Annotated in this window: 10 protein-coding genes and 1 tRNA gene; 9 read left to right on the top strand and 2 right to left on the bottom strand. The window is 53.5% G+C overall.

What is annotated here, in order from left to right; genetic code table 11:
• Window positions 1-57: 57 nt before the first annotated feature.
• From FJM74_RS05890 to FJM74_RS05870, 5 genes are all read left to right on the top strand, one after another.
• The gene (locus FJM74_RS05890) at window positions 58-693 is read left to right on the top strand and encodes a polysaccharide deacetylase family protein (RefSeq protein WP_187261641.1); all 636 of its coding nucleotides are present in this window, start codon (window positions 58-60) and stop codon (window positions 691-693) included.
• Entirely contained in the window at window positions 690-1,784 is a 1,095-nt protein-coding gene (locus FJM74_RS05885) for a glycosyltransferase (protein ID WP_187261640.1), read from the top strand. Before FJM74_RS05890 ends, FJM74_RS05885 begins: the two co-directional genes overlap by 4 nt.
• A gap of 665 nt (window positions 1,785-2,449) precedes the next feature.
• Window positions 2,450-3,220 carry a TatD family hydrolase gene (locus FJM74_RS05880; protein ID WP_187261639.1) on the top strand — a complete coding sequence of 257 codons (771 nt, stop codon included), beginning with the start codon at window positions 2,450-2,452 and terminating at the stop codon, window positions 3,218-3,220.
• On the top strand, window positions 3,220-4,287 hold the full coding sequence (locus tag FJM74_RS05875; RefSeq protein WP_187261638.1) for an asparaginase: 1,068 nt from the start codon (window positions 3,220-3,222) through the stop codon (window positions 4,285-4,287). The genes FJM74_RS05880 and FJM74_RS05875 overlap by 1 nt, the downstream gene beginning before the upstream one ends.
• Before the next feature lie 71 nt (window positions 4,288-4,358).
• Window positions 4,359-4,446, top strand: a tRNA-Ser gene (locus tag FJM74_RS05870).
• Between the two features lie 237 nt (window positions 4,447-4,683).
• Here FJM74_RS05870 and uxuA read toward each other — a convergent pair.
• Entirely contained in the window at window positions 4,684-5,916 is a 1,233-nt protein-coding gene (gene uxuA / locus FJM74_RS05865) for a mannonate dehydratase (protein WP_187261637.1), read from the bottom strand.
• Window positions 5,917-5,930: 14 nt separating this feature from the next.
• Window positions 5,931-6,782: an SDR family oxidoreductase gene (locus tag FJM74_RS05860; protein ID WP_187261636.1), complete on the bottom strand. Its 852-nt coding sequence runs from the start codon at window positions 6,780-6,782 to the stop codon at window positions 5,931-5,933.
• An 818-nt stretch (window positions 6,783-7,600) separates the two neighbouring features.
• On the opposite strand from FJM74_RS05860, the gene FJM74_RS05855 reads away from it, so the two are divergent.
• The 4 genes from FJM74_RS05855 to FJM74_RS05840 all read left to right on the top strand — a co-directional run bounded on the left by FJM74_RS05855 (window position 7,601) and on the right by FJM74_RS05840 (window position 18,024).
• A complete protein-coding gene (locus FJM74_RS05855) occupies window positions 7,601-10,783 on the top strand; it encodes a SusC/RagA family TonB-linked outer membrane protein (protein ID WP_187261635.1) in 3,183 nt (1,060 codons plus the stop codon).
• A gap of 32 nt (window positions 10,784-10,815) precedes the next feature.
• A complete protein-coding gene (locus tag FJM74_RS05850; protein ID WP_187261634.1) occupies window positions 10,816-12,303 on the top strand; it encodes a RagB/SusD family nutrient uptake outer membrane protein in 1,488 nt (495 codons plus the stop codon).
• Between the two features lie 146 nt (window positions 12,304-12,449).
• Complete coding sequence (locus FJM74_RS05845; RefSeq protein WP_187261633.1) at window positions 12,450-14,978, top strand: glycoside hydrolase family 2 TIM barrel-domain containing protein; 2,529 nt, start codon at window positions 12,450-12,452, stop codon at window positions 14,976-14,978.
• Between the two features lie 292 nt (window positions 14,979-15,270).
• Complete coding sequence (locus tag FJM74_RS05840) at window positions 15,271-18,024, top strand: glycoside hydrolase family 2 TIM barrel-domain containing protein (RefSeq protein WP_187261632.1); 2,754 nt, start codon at window positions 15,271-15,273, stop codon at window positions 18,022-18,024.
• The last annotated feature ends 414 nt before the right edge of the window (window positions 18,025-18,438 follow it).

Raw genomic sequence — 18,438 nt, 5'->3', positions numbered from 1 at the left:
GTCCTCTAACTTGCATCCTATCCTGTAAACCCTGGCCTCAACCCTAAGGAAAACAAGTTGATCCGATTTTATAAAACGCCTGCTATTATTAAAAAGCTGCTGCCGGGGTACACCTGGCATAAATCTTCGGAAGGAAAGCGGCTATACCTGACCTTCGATGACGGTCCGATACCCGTGGTTACCCCTTTTGTGCTGGCGCAACTGGCGCAGATCCAGGCAAAAGCCACCTTTTTTTGCGTCGGCGATAATGTGAGAAGGCACCAAGAGGTAGCGCAGGAGGTACTGCGTCAGGGACATGTGCTGGCCAACCATACCTTCCACCACCTGAAAGGCTGGCAGACTCCCCTGGAGCAATACCTGAATAACGTGCAGCAGTGCCAGGAAGTACTGGAGAAGGTGCAAGGGGCAGCAGGCCGGCAGCTGTTCCGTCCGCCGCACGGGCGCATTACCGGCGCGCAGGCAAGGCAGCTGCGGGAGCGAGGCTACGAACTGGTTATGTGGGACATGCTCACCAACGACTATGACAAAACCCTCCGCCCGGAAGATTGCCTGAAAAAAGCCATCCGCTATACCCAAAGCGGCAGCATCATCGTATTTCACGACAGCCTGAAAGCGCAGCGTAACCTGCAGTATGTGCTGCCACGGTTTCTGGAACATTTTGCCTCGGGCGGATATACCTTCAGTTCACTATGATTTTTTCTGTTGCTTACTTTATCGTTTTCTTTCTGCTCTTTGCTACACTGCTCGTTCTGTTTGCCTTTTACCGCAAGTCGTATCCGGGGCAGCCTGCTTCTTTTCCAAGGGTCAGCATCCTGATCGCAGCCCGCAACGAAGCCCACACCATAACCCGCTGCCTGCAGGCCATAGAGCAGCTACAATACCCAAAAGAACAGCTGGAGGTGATTATAGGCGATGATGCCTCTACCGACGATACCCGGACCGTGGTGGACGCTTTTATCAAAAACAAGCCGCAGTACCGATGCATTCCTGTCTCCGAAAACCTGGGGCTGGCCAGGGGGAAAGCCAATGTGCTGGCACACCTGGCCCGCGAGGCTACCACTGATTATTTTTTCTTCACCGATGCCGACATTGTCGTGCCGCCAACCTGGATCACAAGTATGCTGGCCAGCCTGCAGCCCGGTTTGGGTGTGGTAACCGGCATCACCACCATTGCCGGGACTGGCCTGTTTGCCCGGCTCCAGGCTATGGACTGGATCTATGCCCTGGGGCTGATGCAGGTGGTAACGGACCTGGGACTGCCGGTGTCCACGATGGGCAATAACATGCTCCTGACGCGCAAAGCCTACGAGGCGACAGGCGGCTATGAGCAGATTAAATTCTCTGTGACAGAAGATGTGGCGATATTCAACAAAGTGCTGCAGCAAGGCTTTGGCTTCCGGAACCTGTACGACCGCAAGGTACTGGCCTTTTCTGAGCCAGCGCCCACACTGCCTGACCTGCTGAGGCAGCGCCGGCGCTGGATGCGGGGCTCCATGCACCTGCCCTTCTACATGGTGGTGATCCTGGTGTTGCATGCAGCCTACTACCCTGTCTGGCTGCCATTTTTCCTGTACACTTCGATTGGTGTAATGATGGGCATCTTCGGGCTGAAGCTGCTGCTGCAAAGCATTTACCTCCGGCTCTGCCTGAAGCGTGTGCAGCTGCCTTTGCCACCATGGCCCCTTTACCTGCTCTTCGAACTGTACCTTATTTTTACTTCCGTTCTCCTCATTTTATACTTCCTTATTCCCTCAGGCGTCAGCTGGAAGGGAAGGCGTTTTTGATGTGCAGATGTGCTGATTGTTTAATCGTTAAATGGTTGATTTGAAGATCTGGAAATGGTCCTCAAAAGAAAAAGGGAAGGGGACCAATTAAGTTCAGATACCAAAGGGTTGAAATATTCGGCACCTTCTAAAAATTTTAAATTCTTGTGGTAAGGCCCCCTAGAAAGATTCAGAAAATAATCATCCTGTTAACCCTATCATCAGGAAAACCCAGATTCAGACAAGCATTACCGCTAGCAGCAGGAGCAGCAACAAGCCATTTACCCTCCGGAGGGGCAAATTCATTAGAATAATTGCCTGGGATTATGGAAGTTACCTTGGCAGGTGCGTCTCCGGGTCAGCCAGTTTGAAGGTAGTATATTACAGGAAGCCTCCTCCGCCAGGCAACCTTCAGGTAAATTTCCCTGTAGTGCCGGGCTAAGCCAGCCCTCAGCTATCGGCATACTAACAGAATCAGGTTTTTCTTATGATAGTACATCCTGAAAATGTATATTTGGAACTTGCTTGTTGCGGTTGTGCCTGTAAGGGAGGGCAGCAAGTGCGTAATGGAGGCAGGAGCGAAGGTACTGCCCGCACCATTGTGTAGCTGATGCTAAACTTCAGCCTTGTTAATTATTAAAGGAGGGCAAATTGCTCATACCTGCACCCGATACTAAAATCTGCCTATGTCTTTTATTGATTCGCACGCACATATTTACGCAGAGGCTTTCCGGCCAGACCAGGCCGAGGCACTGGCAAAAGCAGAGGCCGAAGGAGTGGACAAAATTTACATGCCTAACATCGACCACACCTCCATAGAGGCGATGCTTGAAACGGAGGCGCAGCACCCCCGGCTTTGCCTGCCCATGATGGGGCTGCACCCGACCTCGGTTCAGAAAGATTTTGAGAAAGAGCTTTACCTGGTGGAAGAGTGGCTGGGCAAGCGGCAGTTCGCGGCAGTAGGGGAGTGCGGCATCGATCTGTACTGGGACAAGACTTTTCTGCCGCAGCAGCAGGAGGCCCTGCGGGTGCAGGTAGCGCTGGCTAAAAAGCACCAGCTGCCAGTGGTGCTCCATACACGCGACTCTTTCGACGAAGCGTATGAAATTGTGGCCCAGGCCCAGGACGGCACCCTGACCGGTGTTTTCCATTGCTTTACCGGCACCCTGGAACAGGCCAACAAAGTGAAAGAACTCGGGTTTCTGATGGGGATAGGCGGCGTGGCCACTTTTAAGAACGGGGGCTTGGACAAGCTGCTGCCGCACCTCAGCCTGCAGGATATTATGCTCGAGACCGATTGCCCTTATCTGGCCCCGGCACCCCATCGGGGTAAGCGCAACCAGCCGGCTTACCTGCCACTTATTGCCAATCGGGTGGCGGAGCTCATGCAGAAATCAGTAGAGGAAGTGGCAATGGCCACTGCAAAAAATGCCACCGGCCTTTTTAAATTAACCTAATGAATATTGTAAAAGTAGATATAGACACAGCGGCTCCGCTCGATCCGGAAGCTTCCATACTGATTATTTACACTGGTGGAACCATCGGGATGGTGTTCGATGAGAAAGCGAAGCACCTGGTGCCTTTCAATTTCAGTATGATCCTGGAGAAGGTGCCGGAACTGCAGCAGTTCAAATACCTGCTCACGGTTTTCAGCCTGGATCCACCCATCGATTCGTCGAACATGAACATTGACGAATGGGCCATGCTGGCACGCCTGATCTCCGACAACTACGATAGTTACGATGGTTTTGTAATCCTGCATGGTACCGATACTATGGCCTACAGCGCCTCTGCCTTAAGTTACCTGCTGGAGAACCTGCAGAAGCCGGTTATTTTTACCGGGGCGCAGGTGCCCATTGGCCGTGTCAGAACCGATGCCCGCGAGAACCTGATCACTGCCTTGCAGATAGCTGCCACCAAAATAGACGGCAAGGGGCTGGTGCCGGAGGTGTGCATTTATTTTCATAACCTGCTGCTGCGCGGCAACCGGGCCAAAAAAGTGGAGAGCCGGCATTTCAACGCCTTCAAATCAGAGAACCATCCGCTGCTCGCCAAAGCCGGCGTAGACATAGACTATTATTGGGGAGCTATTCGTGCGCACGCCCAGGAGCCTTTTAAGGCACACTTTCACATGGATGACCGGGTAGCCATCCTGAAGCTTTTTCCGGGCATAACGGCCAACGTGGTGAGCAGTATCCTGCAAACACCCGAACTGCGCGGCGTAGTGCTGGAAACGTACGGTGCCGGCAATGCCCCCACTTCTGCCTGGCTGTTGCAACTACTGCGCGAAGCCATTAACCGGGGCATCTATATCCTGAACGTGTCGCAGTGCGATGAGGGCCGGGTACAGCAGGGCCGCTACGAAACTAGCAAATACCTGCTCGACATGGGCGTGATAGGCGGCATGGACATAACTACGGAAGCCGCCATCACCAAAATGATGTATGTGCTGGGCTTTAACCTGACCCGTGAAGAAACCACCTACTGGCTGGGAGCCAATATCAGGGGAGAAATAACTCTGTAATTTGAAAAGTATAGTGCTTTTAAATTTGCAAAGCTGCATATAAAGGTCTTATCTTTGCACCACCAAAAAACAGAGAGTTGTCCGAGTGGTTGAAGGAGCACGCCTGGAAAGTGTGTATACCTCAAAAGGGTATCGAGGGTTCGAATCCCTCACTCTCTGCTGATTATCATATCAAAAACAACTAAAAGCCTGCAAGCCAAGTGATTGCAGGCTTTTTTGTTTCTGCCAGTCTTTTAAAAATCATGCCAAACCTATTGCCTTAACCTGCAAGCATTTCCATGGGCAGATACAGCCGAGTATTGGATGTAAAGCAGTCGGATGCCTACTCGGAGCTGAGGAGGGTAATTCTCCGGAGGCAACTTGGGCAGTCGCCTCCGGAGAATTGGAGGGCAAATGTTATGCTGTAGGAATCTCTGAAGCATAAGTAGATGCAGGGGTAGACTCCTTCTCCAGGAAGCGCTCTATGCCGAGCTGCAGCCCGCGGAGTTCTGCCAATCCTCTGAGTCTGCCTATGGCCGAGTAACCAGGGTTAGTCTTTTTATGCAGGTCATCGAGCATCTTGTGGCCGTGGTCCGGGCGGAAGGGCATACGAAGGTCATTTCTTCCGGCTGCTTTGCGGGCGCTTTGTTCCTGCAGCAGCGCCTGCATTACAGCAAACATGTCCACGTCGCCGTCCAGGTGATCGGCTTCATAAAAGTTGCCTTCTTCGTCGCGGCGGGTGCTTCTTAAGTGGATAAAATGAATACGGTTGCCTAGGCGCTGCACCATGCCCGCCAGATCATTGTCCGGGCGAACGCCAAAGGAGCCAGTGCAGAAGGTCAGGCCGTTGCTAGGCGAGTCAACCGCCTGGTATAAATCGAGGATGTCCTGTTCCGTGCTTACTACGCGCGGCAAACCGAGGATCGGATAAGGTGGGTCGTCGGGGTGAATGGCCATCACAACACCGGCTTCTTCGGCGGCAGGAATTACCTGGCCCAGGAAGTGGAACAGGTTTTCTTTCAGCTCCTTCGGTCCGATGTTATCATAAGTGGATAACACCTCCTGGAATGCCTCCAGGGTATACCCTTCTTCAGAGCCGGGGAGACCTGCTATAATATTTTTGACAAGTGTGGCTTTCTGTTCTTCAGACTGCATTTCGAGGTACTGCGCTGCCTTTTGCTGCTGCGCCTCGCTGTAGTCTTGCGTGGCTCCGGGCCTTTTGAGCAAGTAGAGCTCAAATGCGGCAAAAGCTGCCGCATCGAAGCGAAGTGCGGTGGAACCGTCCGGCATCACGTAGTCAAGATCGGTACGGGTCCAGTCCAGCACCGGCATAAAGTTGTAGCAGACAATATCGATGCCACAGGCGCCCAGGTTTCGCAGAGTCTGCTTATAGTTGTCAATGTACCGCTCGTAGCTGCCTGTTCGCTTTTTGATATCCTCATGCACTGGCACGCTCTCCACCACCGACCATGTGAGGCCAGCCAGTTCAACCATAGACTTGCGGATCATAATCTCATCCACCGTCCATACTTCACCGTTCGGTATGTGGTGCAGGGCAGTCACAATGCCGGTGGCGCCGGCCTGCCGGATGTCTGCCAGGGACACGGGGTCTTGGGGACCATACCATCTCCAGGTTTGTTCTAAACTCATATTTCTTGCGTTTTTTATACTCCACTGAAAGCACTGAATCCACCGTCGATAGGCACTACAACCCCAGTCACAAACCGGGAGCCATCACCACAAAGCCACAACAAAGTTCCGGTCAGGTCGTCTGGCGTGCCAAAGCGGCCCATGGGAGTATGCGAGATGATGGTGTTGCCACGGTCGGTCAGTTCCCCATTTGCGGTGGTGAGTAATGTTCTGTTCTGCTCAGTCAGGAAGAAGCCCGGGGCCATGGCATTTACACGGATGCCCGCTTTGGAGAAGTGCACGGCCAGCCACTGGGTAAAGTTGGAAATAGCTGCCTTCGCTCCGCTATAGGCCGGTATCTTGGTCAGTGGTCTGAAAGCATTCATAGACGAGATATTGATAATGGTAGCCCCTTCTCTACCCACCATTTCCTTTGCGAATACCTGCGTGGGAAGCAGCGTGCCAATAAAGTTAAGGTCGAATACGAACTTTATTCCTTCCGGGTCCATGTCGAAGAACGTGTTTATTCCTTCCTGCTGTTGTACAAGGTCTTCCGGAAAAAGAAAGTTCTTGGAGGTAGTGCCTTTCGGGTGGTTGCCGCCGGCGCCGTTTATCAATATGTCGCAGGGGCCTAAGGCCTGGATGACACGCTCGTGTGCGGCCTGCAGGCTTTCTTTCTGCAGCACATTGGCACCTACCCCTATGGCCTGCCCGCCTTGCAGGCGAATGGCTTCAGCTACAGCCTCGGCTGCTTCTTCTTTTAAATCCAGGACTGCTATTTTAGCGCCATGCGCAGCTAGAGTATGTGCCATAGTGGAGCACAGGACGCCGCCGCCGCCGGTTATCACGGCTACCTTTCCGGCTAAATCTTGCGTTGGTTTTTGCATCTTGTTCAGTTCTAAAGGATGTTTTCAGCAATATAGAGGCTTTACCCTAAAAAAGCCATAAATCGGCAGAACTAAAAAGGAGCGAATAGTACAGAAAAGGTATTTGTGCGTACAGCAGGCTGAAATTCAGAAAGATATAGGAAAAAGCATGTCGCATTCAATGTAAGCCGACCGCCTGGCAGCAGCCAGCTCTCAAGGACTTGCCAGCTCTGAAGGGCCTTATTTATTAGAATAATTCATAAAGTCAGAACTCTAACTGAATTCTGATGGCTTCTTAACGTATTGAAATAGGAATTATAGTCCTTCAGGAAATAGGGGCGGGGCATATACATCCTTTGGTTGCGAGTGCCGTTGCCCATAAGATCCGGAATACTTAAAGAAGGGCTTTCAGCCTTACATCTACCTAAACTCCCATTGCCTACGCCAGAAAATGAATGCCTGGTCCTGAAAAACCGGTGCGCTAATGTTCCTTTTACGCGCATTTTTCTCTTTAAGAACTTCTGTATACCCAATTCCGGACTTTCCGGCAGCGAAAACCACCTAAATTTCCTTCGTCAATCAGCTGATAAAATATGTGGGCAAGGGCAGTGGGTGTGTGGTTGGATTGCTGACACTCATTGTATTGCCCCCCCCCAGTTGATTTCTTTGCCGAGGCCAGTAGCCTTCCCGCTTGCTCTGCTTGAGGGCCGGATAGCTGAAAGCCCGCAGAGGCTCTGCCAGGTAGCATAGGCTTGGGAGTGGTTTTACAGAGGTTAGTCATTACAGTGTCTTTTTAGAAAATACGGGTCCTATAATTATAAACGAAAACATTACTGAATATGGAAAAGAAAACACGCAGGTTATGCCGGGATGGTGGGGGAAATTGCTCTGCCCGCTTTAGCCACGCAAGGCCGGCCCTCTTCATATTGCTGGGATGCGCCTTAAACTTGTCTGCCATACCGTTTGCTCAGGCTGCGGAAACGGGTGGGCCGAATGGGAAGGTAAGTGTAGCGATAAACGGCGCAATGACAGGCAAAATAAACCTGCTGACCGATACCTATACTTTTCAGGGAATACAGGTGGCAGGTACGGTAAAGGATGCTGCAAGCGGAGAGCCGCTGCCCGGCGTTACGGTAATGGTGGAAAATACCACCACGGGTACTGCAACAGGTGCCGATGGCTCGTTCCGGCTACAGGCGGCTGCTTCAGACAATACCCTGGTTTTCTCTTTTGTAGGGTATGTGACACAGAAAGTGCCGCTCCAAAACCGCTCTGTAGTAAGTGTTTCCTTGGAACCGGACTCAAAAGCGCTGGACGAGGTGGTGGTAGTCGGGTACGGTACGCAGAAGAAAAGCGACCTGACAGGCTCCGTGTCGTCTGTTTCTGCCGATGAAATAAACCAGTACCCGGTCCTTAGTGCCACTGAAGCGCTGCAAGGCCGTTCCGCAGGCGTTTCCATCACAAGCAGTAACGGCGCCCCCGGCGCAAATCCGCGCATCCGTGTTCGGGGCGGAACTTCCATTAACGCCAGCAGTGACCCGCTTTATGTGGTGGACGGCTTTGCCGGCGCCACTGCGCCACCTCCCGGCGACATCGCCTCGATAGAGATTCTGAAAGATGCATCGGCCACGGCCATCTATGGTTCGCGCGGTGCGAACGGTGTCGTGCTGATCACGACCAAACGAGGAAAGTCTGGCAAGACCAAGGTAGAGCTGCAGACATCATATTCTACGCAGGAGGTAGGAAAAAAACTGGATGTGTTAGACGCATCGCAGTTTGCTGAGATGATGAATGAAGTATACAAGGAGGACCGCTACCCTAATCCGACTTCCTACGGCCGGGGAACAGACTGGCAGGACGAGATATTCAGGACCGGCAACCTGCAGAACTACCAGGTATCTGCCTCCGGCGGCTCCGACAAGCTGAATTTTTATACGTCCGTTAATTATTTCGGCCAGGATGGTATCGTGATAAACTCAGACTATAAACGCTACTCGGGCCTTGCTAACCTGGATTTCGGTGTGTCGGAAAGAATAAGGGCAGGCGTGAAACTGCTGGCCACCCGATCCATCAGGAATGGGGTGAGGACCCAGGAAACTTCCGGCGGAGCCAACAGCGCGGGCGTTATCGGCTCGGCGCTGCGCTTTAACCCTATCCTGGGCATCTATGACGACAAGGGAGCCTTTACCCGGGCCGATGTGGGTGACCCGATAGACAACCCATACGCCGTGGCCACCCAGCGCCAGAACGAGCGGGTGGTGGACATGCTGCAGAGCAACCTGTTTGTAGATGTCAATCTCCTGGATGGGCTTACCTTCCGCACCACCCTGGGCGTACAGACCAACAACGGGCGCACGGGCAGCTTTATCCCGACCACGCTGAACGAAGGCGCCAACACGGGTGGAACAGGTTCCATCGCGGCAGATAAAAATACCAACATCATCAACGAGAACTATTTTTCCTTTAACAAAACCCTCCACAGCATCCATACGATAGGACTTGTGGCCGGCTACTCGTATCAGTCTTACAGAGGGGAGGATTGGGATGCTGAGAACCGGGGTTTCATTTCAGACAGCTTCTCTTTCTGGAACCTGGACGGAGGCTCGAATTACCAGAACCCCACCTCTGGCATGACCGAGTGGCAGCTGTCGTCGTTCTACGGCCGCGCGAACTATAACCTCAAGGAGCGCTACCTGCTCACCTTTACCGGACGGTACGACGGTTCCTCCCGCTTCGGAGCAAATAACAAGTGGGCTTTCTTCCCATCGGCCGCCCTTGCCTGGAATGTGAAGGAAGAACCTTTTATGGAAACAGCCCTCGCCTGGACAAGCAACCTGAAGCTGCGCGGCAGCTATGGCATTACCGGTAACACCGAGATCGGCTCTTACCAGTCGCTGGCCCGTTTCTCCCCAACTTTTACCATCATCGGAGGTGTGCCTGTTAATGCCGTGCGCCCCACAGAAGTTCAGAACCCTGACCTTAGCTGGGAAAGTACCCAGCAGACGAACTTTGGTGTAGACCTGGGGCTATTTGGCAACAGAGTAAACCTGACGGCAGATTACTACTACAAGAAAACCGTGGACCTGCTGTACCGCCTGCCACTTCCTCCTTACTCAGGCTACACCAGTACCCTGCAGAACATAGGCAGCCTGGAGAACAAAGGATGGGAGTTTGGTGTGAACACCGTTAACTTCGACGGAGCTTTTCAGTGGAATACGGACTTTAACATCACCTTTAACCGCAATAAGATACTTAGCCTGCCTGCCGGGCAGATCATAGAATCCGGTGTTCCCAGCCACCTGCTCAACAGGCAGTCGCATATCCTCACAGAAGGTCAGCCGGTGGGCATGTTCTACGGCTATTTCTTCGACGGAGTATACCAGCAGGGAGATGACATCAGCGCTGAGAAAGGAAAGGCGCCCGGAGACGCTAAGTACCGTGACATTACAGGTGTGGATGACAACAATAACCTGACCGGTATGCCTGACGGTATGGTGACGACTGCCGACCGCACCATCATCGGCAACCCGCATCCTGACTTTATCTTCGGGTTTAACAACGATTTCAGGTATAAGAATTTCGACCTGTCGCTGTTTTTTCAGGGAAGCGTGGGGAACGATATGCTGAACCTGACGCGCATGGAGATGGAGTGGATGTCTGGCAAGGGTAATGCCTCCACGGCGGCACTAAACAGGTGGACACCGACCAACACCGACACCAACATTCCCAGGGCAAGCATCAACAACTCCAATGCCGTGTCGAGCCGATGGGTAGAGGACGGAAGTTATTTACGTCTCAAAAACGTGGTGCTGGGCTACAACCTGCCGGCGGCCGTCACAGAAAAGTTCTTTGTCAGCAACCTGCGCCTTTATATTAGTGCCCAAAACATCCTCACCTTTACGGAATACACCGGCTATGACCCCGAGGTGAGCTACATCGACTCAAACCGCAACATAGGCCTGGACTATGGCAGCTATCCGAACGTGAAATCTTACACGGCTGGATTGAACATCACATTTTAAGCTATCCTTCTCAACAGTAAACGGAGATTATTATGAAAACCAAGATACATACGATACTGGCCATGGGGCTGCTGGGCATTTTTAGCGCCTGTACCGACCTGGATGAGGACCCGGTAGGGCTGCTGGCACCGGAGAGCTTCTTTAAAACGTACGGCGATGCCGAGGCCGCAGTGCTTTCCGGGTATGGCCTGATGGCCAGGGAAGAGTATTATGGCCGCCGGCTGACGATGAGCCTGCAGCTTTTAAGCGATATGGGCACGATCGGGGACCAGGGAACGGCTGCCAGCCGACGGCAACTCGACAGGTTTATCTTTGACGCAGGAAACGACAACATAGAGCATATCTGGAACAGCTCCTACGCCATTATTGGGGCGGCAAATGCGGCCATCGAGGGTATAAAGCGTGTGGACATGCCGGTGGCCAGCCGCAATGCCCTGGATGCTGAGGCAAGAGCCATCCGGGCACTGGCCTACTCGCACCTGGTGCAACTCTTCGGAGACGTGCCAATGATCGACTACTTTATCGACACTCCACAGGAGATCGAAGCGGTGAAGACCATATCCAAAAGCCCGGCAGCTGAAATTTACCAGCTGATCATCTCGGATCTGACCAGCACCTATGACGCTCTGCCGGATGGGTATGCTGGCAACATCCGGTCCCGGGCAACCAAAGGATCTGCCTTAACGCTGCTGGCCTCTACCCACCTTACACTGGGAAACTGGGAGAAAGCCGCTGAATATTCGCAGATGGTCATCAACAACAAAGGAAAATTTGGCTACCGGCTGATGGCTGATTTCAATGACCTGTGGGATGCCACCAACGGCGACATGGCAGAGCATGTATGGACGGTGGATTTCCTGGGGCAGGTAGGCACCAGTAACTTCAACGTGGATTACATAAGCGCCATAACCGGTGTGCGTGGGGCAAACATGCAGGGCTGGAGTGTGGTGGTCGCCTCACCAGGGGTTTATAAGAGCATCAGAGACGAAGACCTGCGCAAGGCAGCAACCTTTATAACAGAGGCTGCTCATGGTAATGGCTTCAAGCCCTGGACCGAGTTTCAGGATGCTTACGTGCACACGGGCAAGTGGGCACTCAAACCTGGCAATGCCCAGTCTACAGGAGCCAGGTCAGACCACAACCTCGTGTTGTTCCGCTACGCCGAAGTGCTGCTGATGGCGGCAGAGGCGCTGAACGAAGCCAACGGAGGGCCTACGGCAGAGGCCTACGACTACCTTAATGAGGTGCGCCGCCGGGCTGGCTACACGGTAAACATTGCCGGCCTCTCGCAAGAGGAGTTCCGTGCTGCAGTGCGGGAGGAGCGCCGGGTGGAGCTTGCTTTTGAATGGAAGCGCTGGTATGACCTGAAGCGCTGGGGCATGGTGCCGTCGGCTTTTGCGGGACCGGATTCCTTTGAACCACAGCCTAATGCCCAGGAATACCATAAGCTGCTACCTATTCCGCAGGCGGAGATTTCCCGAAACACGAACCTGTTGCCTCAGAACCCGGGCTACAATTAATCTGAGAGCGTCAAGTGGTCATTAGCTGCTCTTCTGCACCTGCCTGACAGCAGGGCAGGGGGCAGCTCTTGCCTGAACAACCCTTGAACCATACTTTGTGCGGCGCATAAGCACCACCGCCATGTTTCCCTTTTACTTTTTTCGAAATGATTCTAAGAATATTATCCTATATACTTTCCTGTAGCTTTGTGCTGGTGGCAGTAACAGGGCAGGCACAAACAGCCCCGTCAGAAAACAAAATGAGGCTGAACAGCGGCTGGGAATTTCTGAGAAGCGACCTGGGGGGCATCTGGGAGGCCGTAAGGCCAGCAAAGCCCGGTTCTCCCGAAACTGTTCCTGTCTGGGTGCCGGTTACCCTGCCGCACAGTTTCAACGCCACCGATGCTGTAGCCCCCGATGTAAACTATTACCAGGGGCCGGGCTGGTACCGCACCCAACTGGCCCTAAACAACCACTATGAAAACGGCCGCACACTGCTGCACTTCGAAGGAGCCGGACAAAAAACAGATGTGTACGTGTATACCACTAAAGTCGGCTCGCATGTGGGCGGCTATGATGAGTTTACGGTGGATATAACAGAGGCTGTGGAAGCCTTCAGGCAGACGGCTGCTTTTAAAGAGCAGTTCAACGGCAAAGTTCCCATCTCGATCCGCTGCGACAACTCCCGTGACCTGGAGATAATCCCCTCTGACTTATCGGACTTTAACCTGTACGGCGGCATTTACCGCTACCTGAACCTGGTGTATGTGCCGTCTGTCTCCCTTGATAAAGTATTCGCGCACGCTACAGTAGACAAAACCGGTAAAGAGGGGCAGCTTTCCGTCAGGACCAGATTTCATAATCCTGATAAGGCAGAAAGCGCCCAGGTCACAATTCGGTTGAAAGACCCGAAAGGCAAAGTGGTGGACCAGGTGAAGACCAGCGCCAAAGCGATGGAGGGTGATGTCACCATTTGGAACACAAAGTTAAAGAAACCAAAGCTATGGTCTCCCGCAAATCCTGCCCTGTATACGGTTGAGACAAGTATAACCACTCCTTCGGGTACGCACACTACCACCGAGAAAATCGGATTCCGGCACTTTGAGTTCGCCGAGAAAGGTCCATTTTATCTGAACGGCGAGCGCTTGTTGCTGCGCGGCACGCACCGGCACGAAGACCATGCCGGCGTAGCCAATGCCATGACCGAGGAGCAGATGCGCCACGAAATGCTGATGATGAAAGACGTCGGCGTCAACTTTATCCGCCTGGGCCATTACCAGCAGTCACGCATCATACTGGAGCTGTGCGATAGCCTGGGCATACTTGTCTGGGAAGAAATTCCGTGGTGTCGTGGCGGACTGGGTGGCGACATCTACAAAGAGCAGGCCCGCAACATGCTCACCAACATGATTGAGCAGCACTACAACCATCCGTCCGTGATCATCTGGGGGTTGGGCAACGAAAACGACTGGCCGGGAGACTTCGACGAATTTGACCAGCAGAAGATTCGCGCGTTCATGAGTGAGCTCAACGACATGTCGCACAGGCTGGACCCTTCGCGCCAGACCGCCATTCGTCGCTGCGACTTCTGCAAGGACATTGTGGATGTGTATTCTCCTTCTATCTGGGCAGGCTGGTACCGGGGTACTTATACCGAATATAAGCAGGAGTCTGAGAAAGAGTTCAGGCGGGTAGACCGCTTCCTGCACGTAGAGTGGGGAGGCGACAGCCATGCGCGCCGCCATTCTGAAAATCCTGACCATGTGCTGGAGGCGATACCCACAGGCAAAGGGGCCGATGAAAGAGCCGGCGATGCCTCGCTGGTGGGAGGTGCAACCCGCGTGTCGAAAGACGGGGACTGGAGCGAAAGCTATATTGTGAACCTGATAGACTGGCACCTGAAAGAGCAGGAGACCATGCCCTGGCTGACCGGAACAGCCTACTGGCCCTTCAAGGATTTCTCGACACCGGTACGCCCGGAGAACCCGGTGCCCTACATGAATCAAAAAGGCATTATCGAGCGCGATTTTACCAGAAAGGAATCGTACTACGTGTTCCAGTCTTACTGGACAGAGAAGCCGATGGCACGCATCTACGGCCATACCTGGCCGGTGCGCTGGGGCGAAGAAGGAGAGGAAAAGATGATGAAGGTGTACTCCAACTGCGATGTGGCCGAGCTGTTTGTGGATGGCAAAAGCCTGGGCGTGAAAAAACGCAACAGCCAGGATTTTCCGGCGGCCGGCTTGCGCTGGATGGTGCCGATGACAAAAGGAAAGCACTCGGTTAAAGTAGTCGCGAGGAAAGGGAGAACCACCGTGACGGACGCCCTGGAATTTGAGTACCAGACCGAAAAGTGGGGCGCGCCTGCCCGTATGGTGCTGGAGAAACTGGAAGAGAAGAACGACACCACCACTGTGCAGGTTAAAATGCTGGACAGCAGGGGCGTGCTTTGCCTGGATGCTGCCCAGAACGTGCGCTTCGGCCTTACCGGTGATGGGGAACTGATCGACAACCAGGGGACATCCACTGGTGCCAGCAAACTGCAGTTGTACAACGGCCGCGCCATCATCCGCCTTAAAACAAATAAGGGCGAAAATGTGGTGAGCGTGCGATCTGATGGCATACCAACCGTGCTGCTCAACCTGAAATCAAACCAAAAGACCTCAACTGGCGGAAGTGTAGGGGCGGCGAAATAGTGTGTTTTTCTGCCGGACACGCCGAGCCTTTAGAACGAACTAGGAGATGCTTCGGCGGCAGTCAGACCGGCACAGGTATGCCTGGAACGCAGCACCCAGACCGGCAGGCGTGCCCCCTGAACTGGGTCGGCCATGAATGCCTGGGGATTTGCACACTAAAGAGCAGCTGACAGAGAGGGGCAAACTTTTTAAGTAACATCATCAGGCAGCCGCAGGCTACACTTTCCTGTAGCTGCCTTCATACTTTAAAGTCTCAGGGGAGGCTTTTTACAATACCAAATGCAAGATGAAGATGAATTCGATTAATCCTAAAACGTTGCTTGGTTTCCTGTCCTTTCTATGCCTGGTCCTGCTATCGGGGCCGGTGCTGGCTGCAGGAAACGGGCGCCTGAAAATCAGCGTGAACGAGGCCTGGCAGTTCCACAAAGGCGAGATTCCCAGCTTCCCGGGTAAAGCTAGTGATGTGCACTGGGAAACCGTATCGCTGCCGCATACCTGGAATGCTGAAGATGTGATGGACGATAAACCCGGCTACTACCGCGGCGTGGGGTGGTACCGGAAAATCCTCAGCATCAGCCCTTTTTACAAAGATAAGGACGTGTTTCTGTACTTTGAGGGGGCCAACCAGGAAGTGGAGGTATACGTGAACGGGCAAAAGGCTGGTGAGCACATCGGCGGCTATACCCGCTTTACCGTGCCCATAAAAAAATTCCTGAAGTTTGGCAAGGGCGAGCAAAACGAGATTGCAGTAAAAGTGAACAACCGCTTCAACGAGGATATTCCGACCCTCACCGCCGACTTCACCTTCTTTGGGGGCATATACCGCGATGTTTTCCTGGTGGTGACCGACCCGGTTCACATCGATTTGACGGACTACGCGTCCAGTGGCATTTACATCACCACGCCAGAGGTGTCGGAAGAGAAAGCCACGGTAAAGATAGCGGGTAAGCTGGTGAACAGCTCAGGCAAGAAACGAAAAATAAGATTTGTAACTACCCTAAAGGACGAGCAGGGCAAAACGGTTGCTGAGAAAGCTGCCACCCTGCAGCTGGGCGCCGGTGCGCGCACCACGGTTCACCAGGAATTCAAATCGGTAAAGCAGCCGCACCTGTGGTCGCCGGAAGACCCCTACCTGTATACGTTGGCCACCATCATTTACGACGCTGCCACCGGGCAGGAGCTGGACCAGGTAGCCAGCCCGCTGGGGTTCCGCTGGTTCAGATTTGACCCTAAAGCGGGCTTTTTCCTGAACGGCAAGCATTACAAACTGATAGGCGCCAGCCGCCACCAGGACTTTAAAGGCCTGGGCAATGCCGTGCCCGATGCACGGCAGGTGGAGGATGTGAAGCTGCTGAAGGCCATGGGGGGCAACTTTCTGCGCGTGGCCCACTACCCACAGGACCCCGTTATTCTGGAAGCCTGCGACCGGCTTGGCATACTGGCTGCCGTAGAAGTGCCCATCATCAACGCCATTACCGAATCTGTGGCCTTTGCAGACAATAGCAAGCGCACGCACCTGGAGATGATCCGGCAGAACTTTAACCACCCAAGCGTCATTATCTGGGCTTACATGAACGAGATCCTGCTCCGGCCTAAGTATAAGGACGAGCCGGAGCGCCAGCAGGTATACTTCAGCAACATCGCCAAACTGGCGCAGGAACTCGAAGACCTGACCCGCCAGGAAGACCCGCACCGCTATACCATGATCCCGAACCATGGCGCTTACGACCTCTACAACAAGGTGGGCCTCACAAAGATACCCATGCTGGTGGGCTGGAACTTGTACCTGGGCTGGTACAGCCGCACGCTCGAAAATTTTGGCGAGTTTCTGGACCAGCACCACCGCGACATGCCCGATAAGCCCGTGCTGGTAACCGAGTATGGCGCCGATGCCGACCCCAGAATCCACAGCTTCACACCGGAGCGTTTCGACAAGAGCGAGGAGTACGCCAGCCGTTACCATGAGGTATACCTGCGCGAGATGATGAAGCGGCCCTTCGTGGCGGCAGGCATGATCTGGAACCTGGCAGACTTCAACTCCGAATCTCGCGGCGAGACCATGCCGCACATCAACAACAAAGGCGTCACCACGCTCGACAGAATTCCGAAGGCGCCTTACCACTACTACCAGGCGCACTTGCTCAAGAACCCATTCCTGAGGATGGCTTCCAGGAACTGGACACTGCGCGGTGGCATAGCCGATAGAATAGAAGGTACGGCCAGCACAAAACCGCTGGCGACTGCCCAGTCTAATAACGCGGTGAGCACGCAGCCTTTTAAGGTGTACACCAACCTGCCACAGGCAGAGCTACAGGTAAACGGCGTGAAGTTGGGCGTGCAGCAGGCCGTGGAAGGCGTGTGTGAGTGGCAGGTGCCATTTAAAAACGGCCTCAACCGCATCGAAGCGGTTGCCCTGGCCGATGGGAAAGAATACAAGGACTTTATGGAGGTGAACTTCCGACTGGTGCCGGACCAGCTTACCGGTAAAGAGGTGCCTTTCGAAGAACTGAATGTGTTGCTGGGTGCCAAACGCCTGTTTATCGATGAGCTGAGCCAGCAGGTGTGGCTGCCTGACCAACCTTACCGCAGCGGTAGCTGGGGCCATGTAGGAGGCGAAAGCTACACGTTTAAGAGCAACCGCCAGAGCTACGGAACCGACAAAAGCATTTTCGGCACCGACAACGACCCCATCTACCAGACCCAGCAGGTTGGCATCGAAAAGTACCGGGCCGACGTGCCGGACGGACAGTATGAAATAACGCTGCACTTTGCCGAACTGACAGGCGGCCAGGCGAAGGAAGTACTGCCCTACAACCTGGGTACTGGCGATGAACAGGAAGAAAAAGCAGAGGAAAGAATCTTTGATGTGCATGTGAACGGTGTGCTGGTGCTGGAAGACCTCGACCTGGCGCAGGAGTACGGCGTGGCCCGTGCGGTTGCGAAAAAAATGCCTGTAACAGTAAGTGGCAACAAAGGGCTGGAAATTGTCTTCACGGCCAAGACAGGAAGACCCGTGCTCAACGGTTTCCAGGTCCGCAAACTCTAAGTGCAATCAAGTGCATCCTGTTGCCGAAAACAGGAGCAGCAGCAGTAGGAGCAGCCCCTCCGGAGCTCATCTTGTAGGAAAAAGCAGGTCGCTGGTGCGCGCTTGCCGCTCGTACCAACTGTTCCTTAAGGTTACAGCATAAAAGAATGGATCTACTAACAAGCTGCTTTGACCCCTTCTGGAAATGCTTGATAGGAAAGTACGAGCGGCAAGCGCGCACCAGCGCAAAATTAAGGAAACAGAGGCCTTGTTTATCCCTGCAAGATGAGCTCCGGAGGGACATTTTCATTAGCATAATTTGGTTAAGGTGCTAATGGATTCATGTGCTGATGTGCTGATGTTTTGATGGCTGGTTGTTAGTTGCTGGTTGTTAAATGATTGATTTATCAAGGGGTTGATTTGAGGATGAGGAGA

It is taken from the genome of Pontibacter beigongshangensis, assembly GCF_014332515.1.
GTDB classification, from domain to species: Bacteria; Bacteroidota; Bacteroidia; order Cytophagales; family Hymenobacteraceae; genus Pontibacter; species Pontibacter beigongshangensis.
Note: the sequence above shows the minus strand (reverse complement) of the source record. Positions and strands in the feature narration are given on the sequence as shown.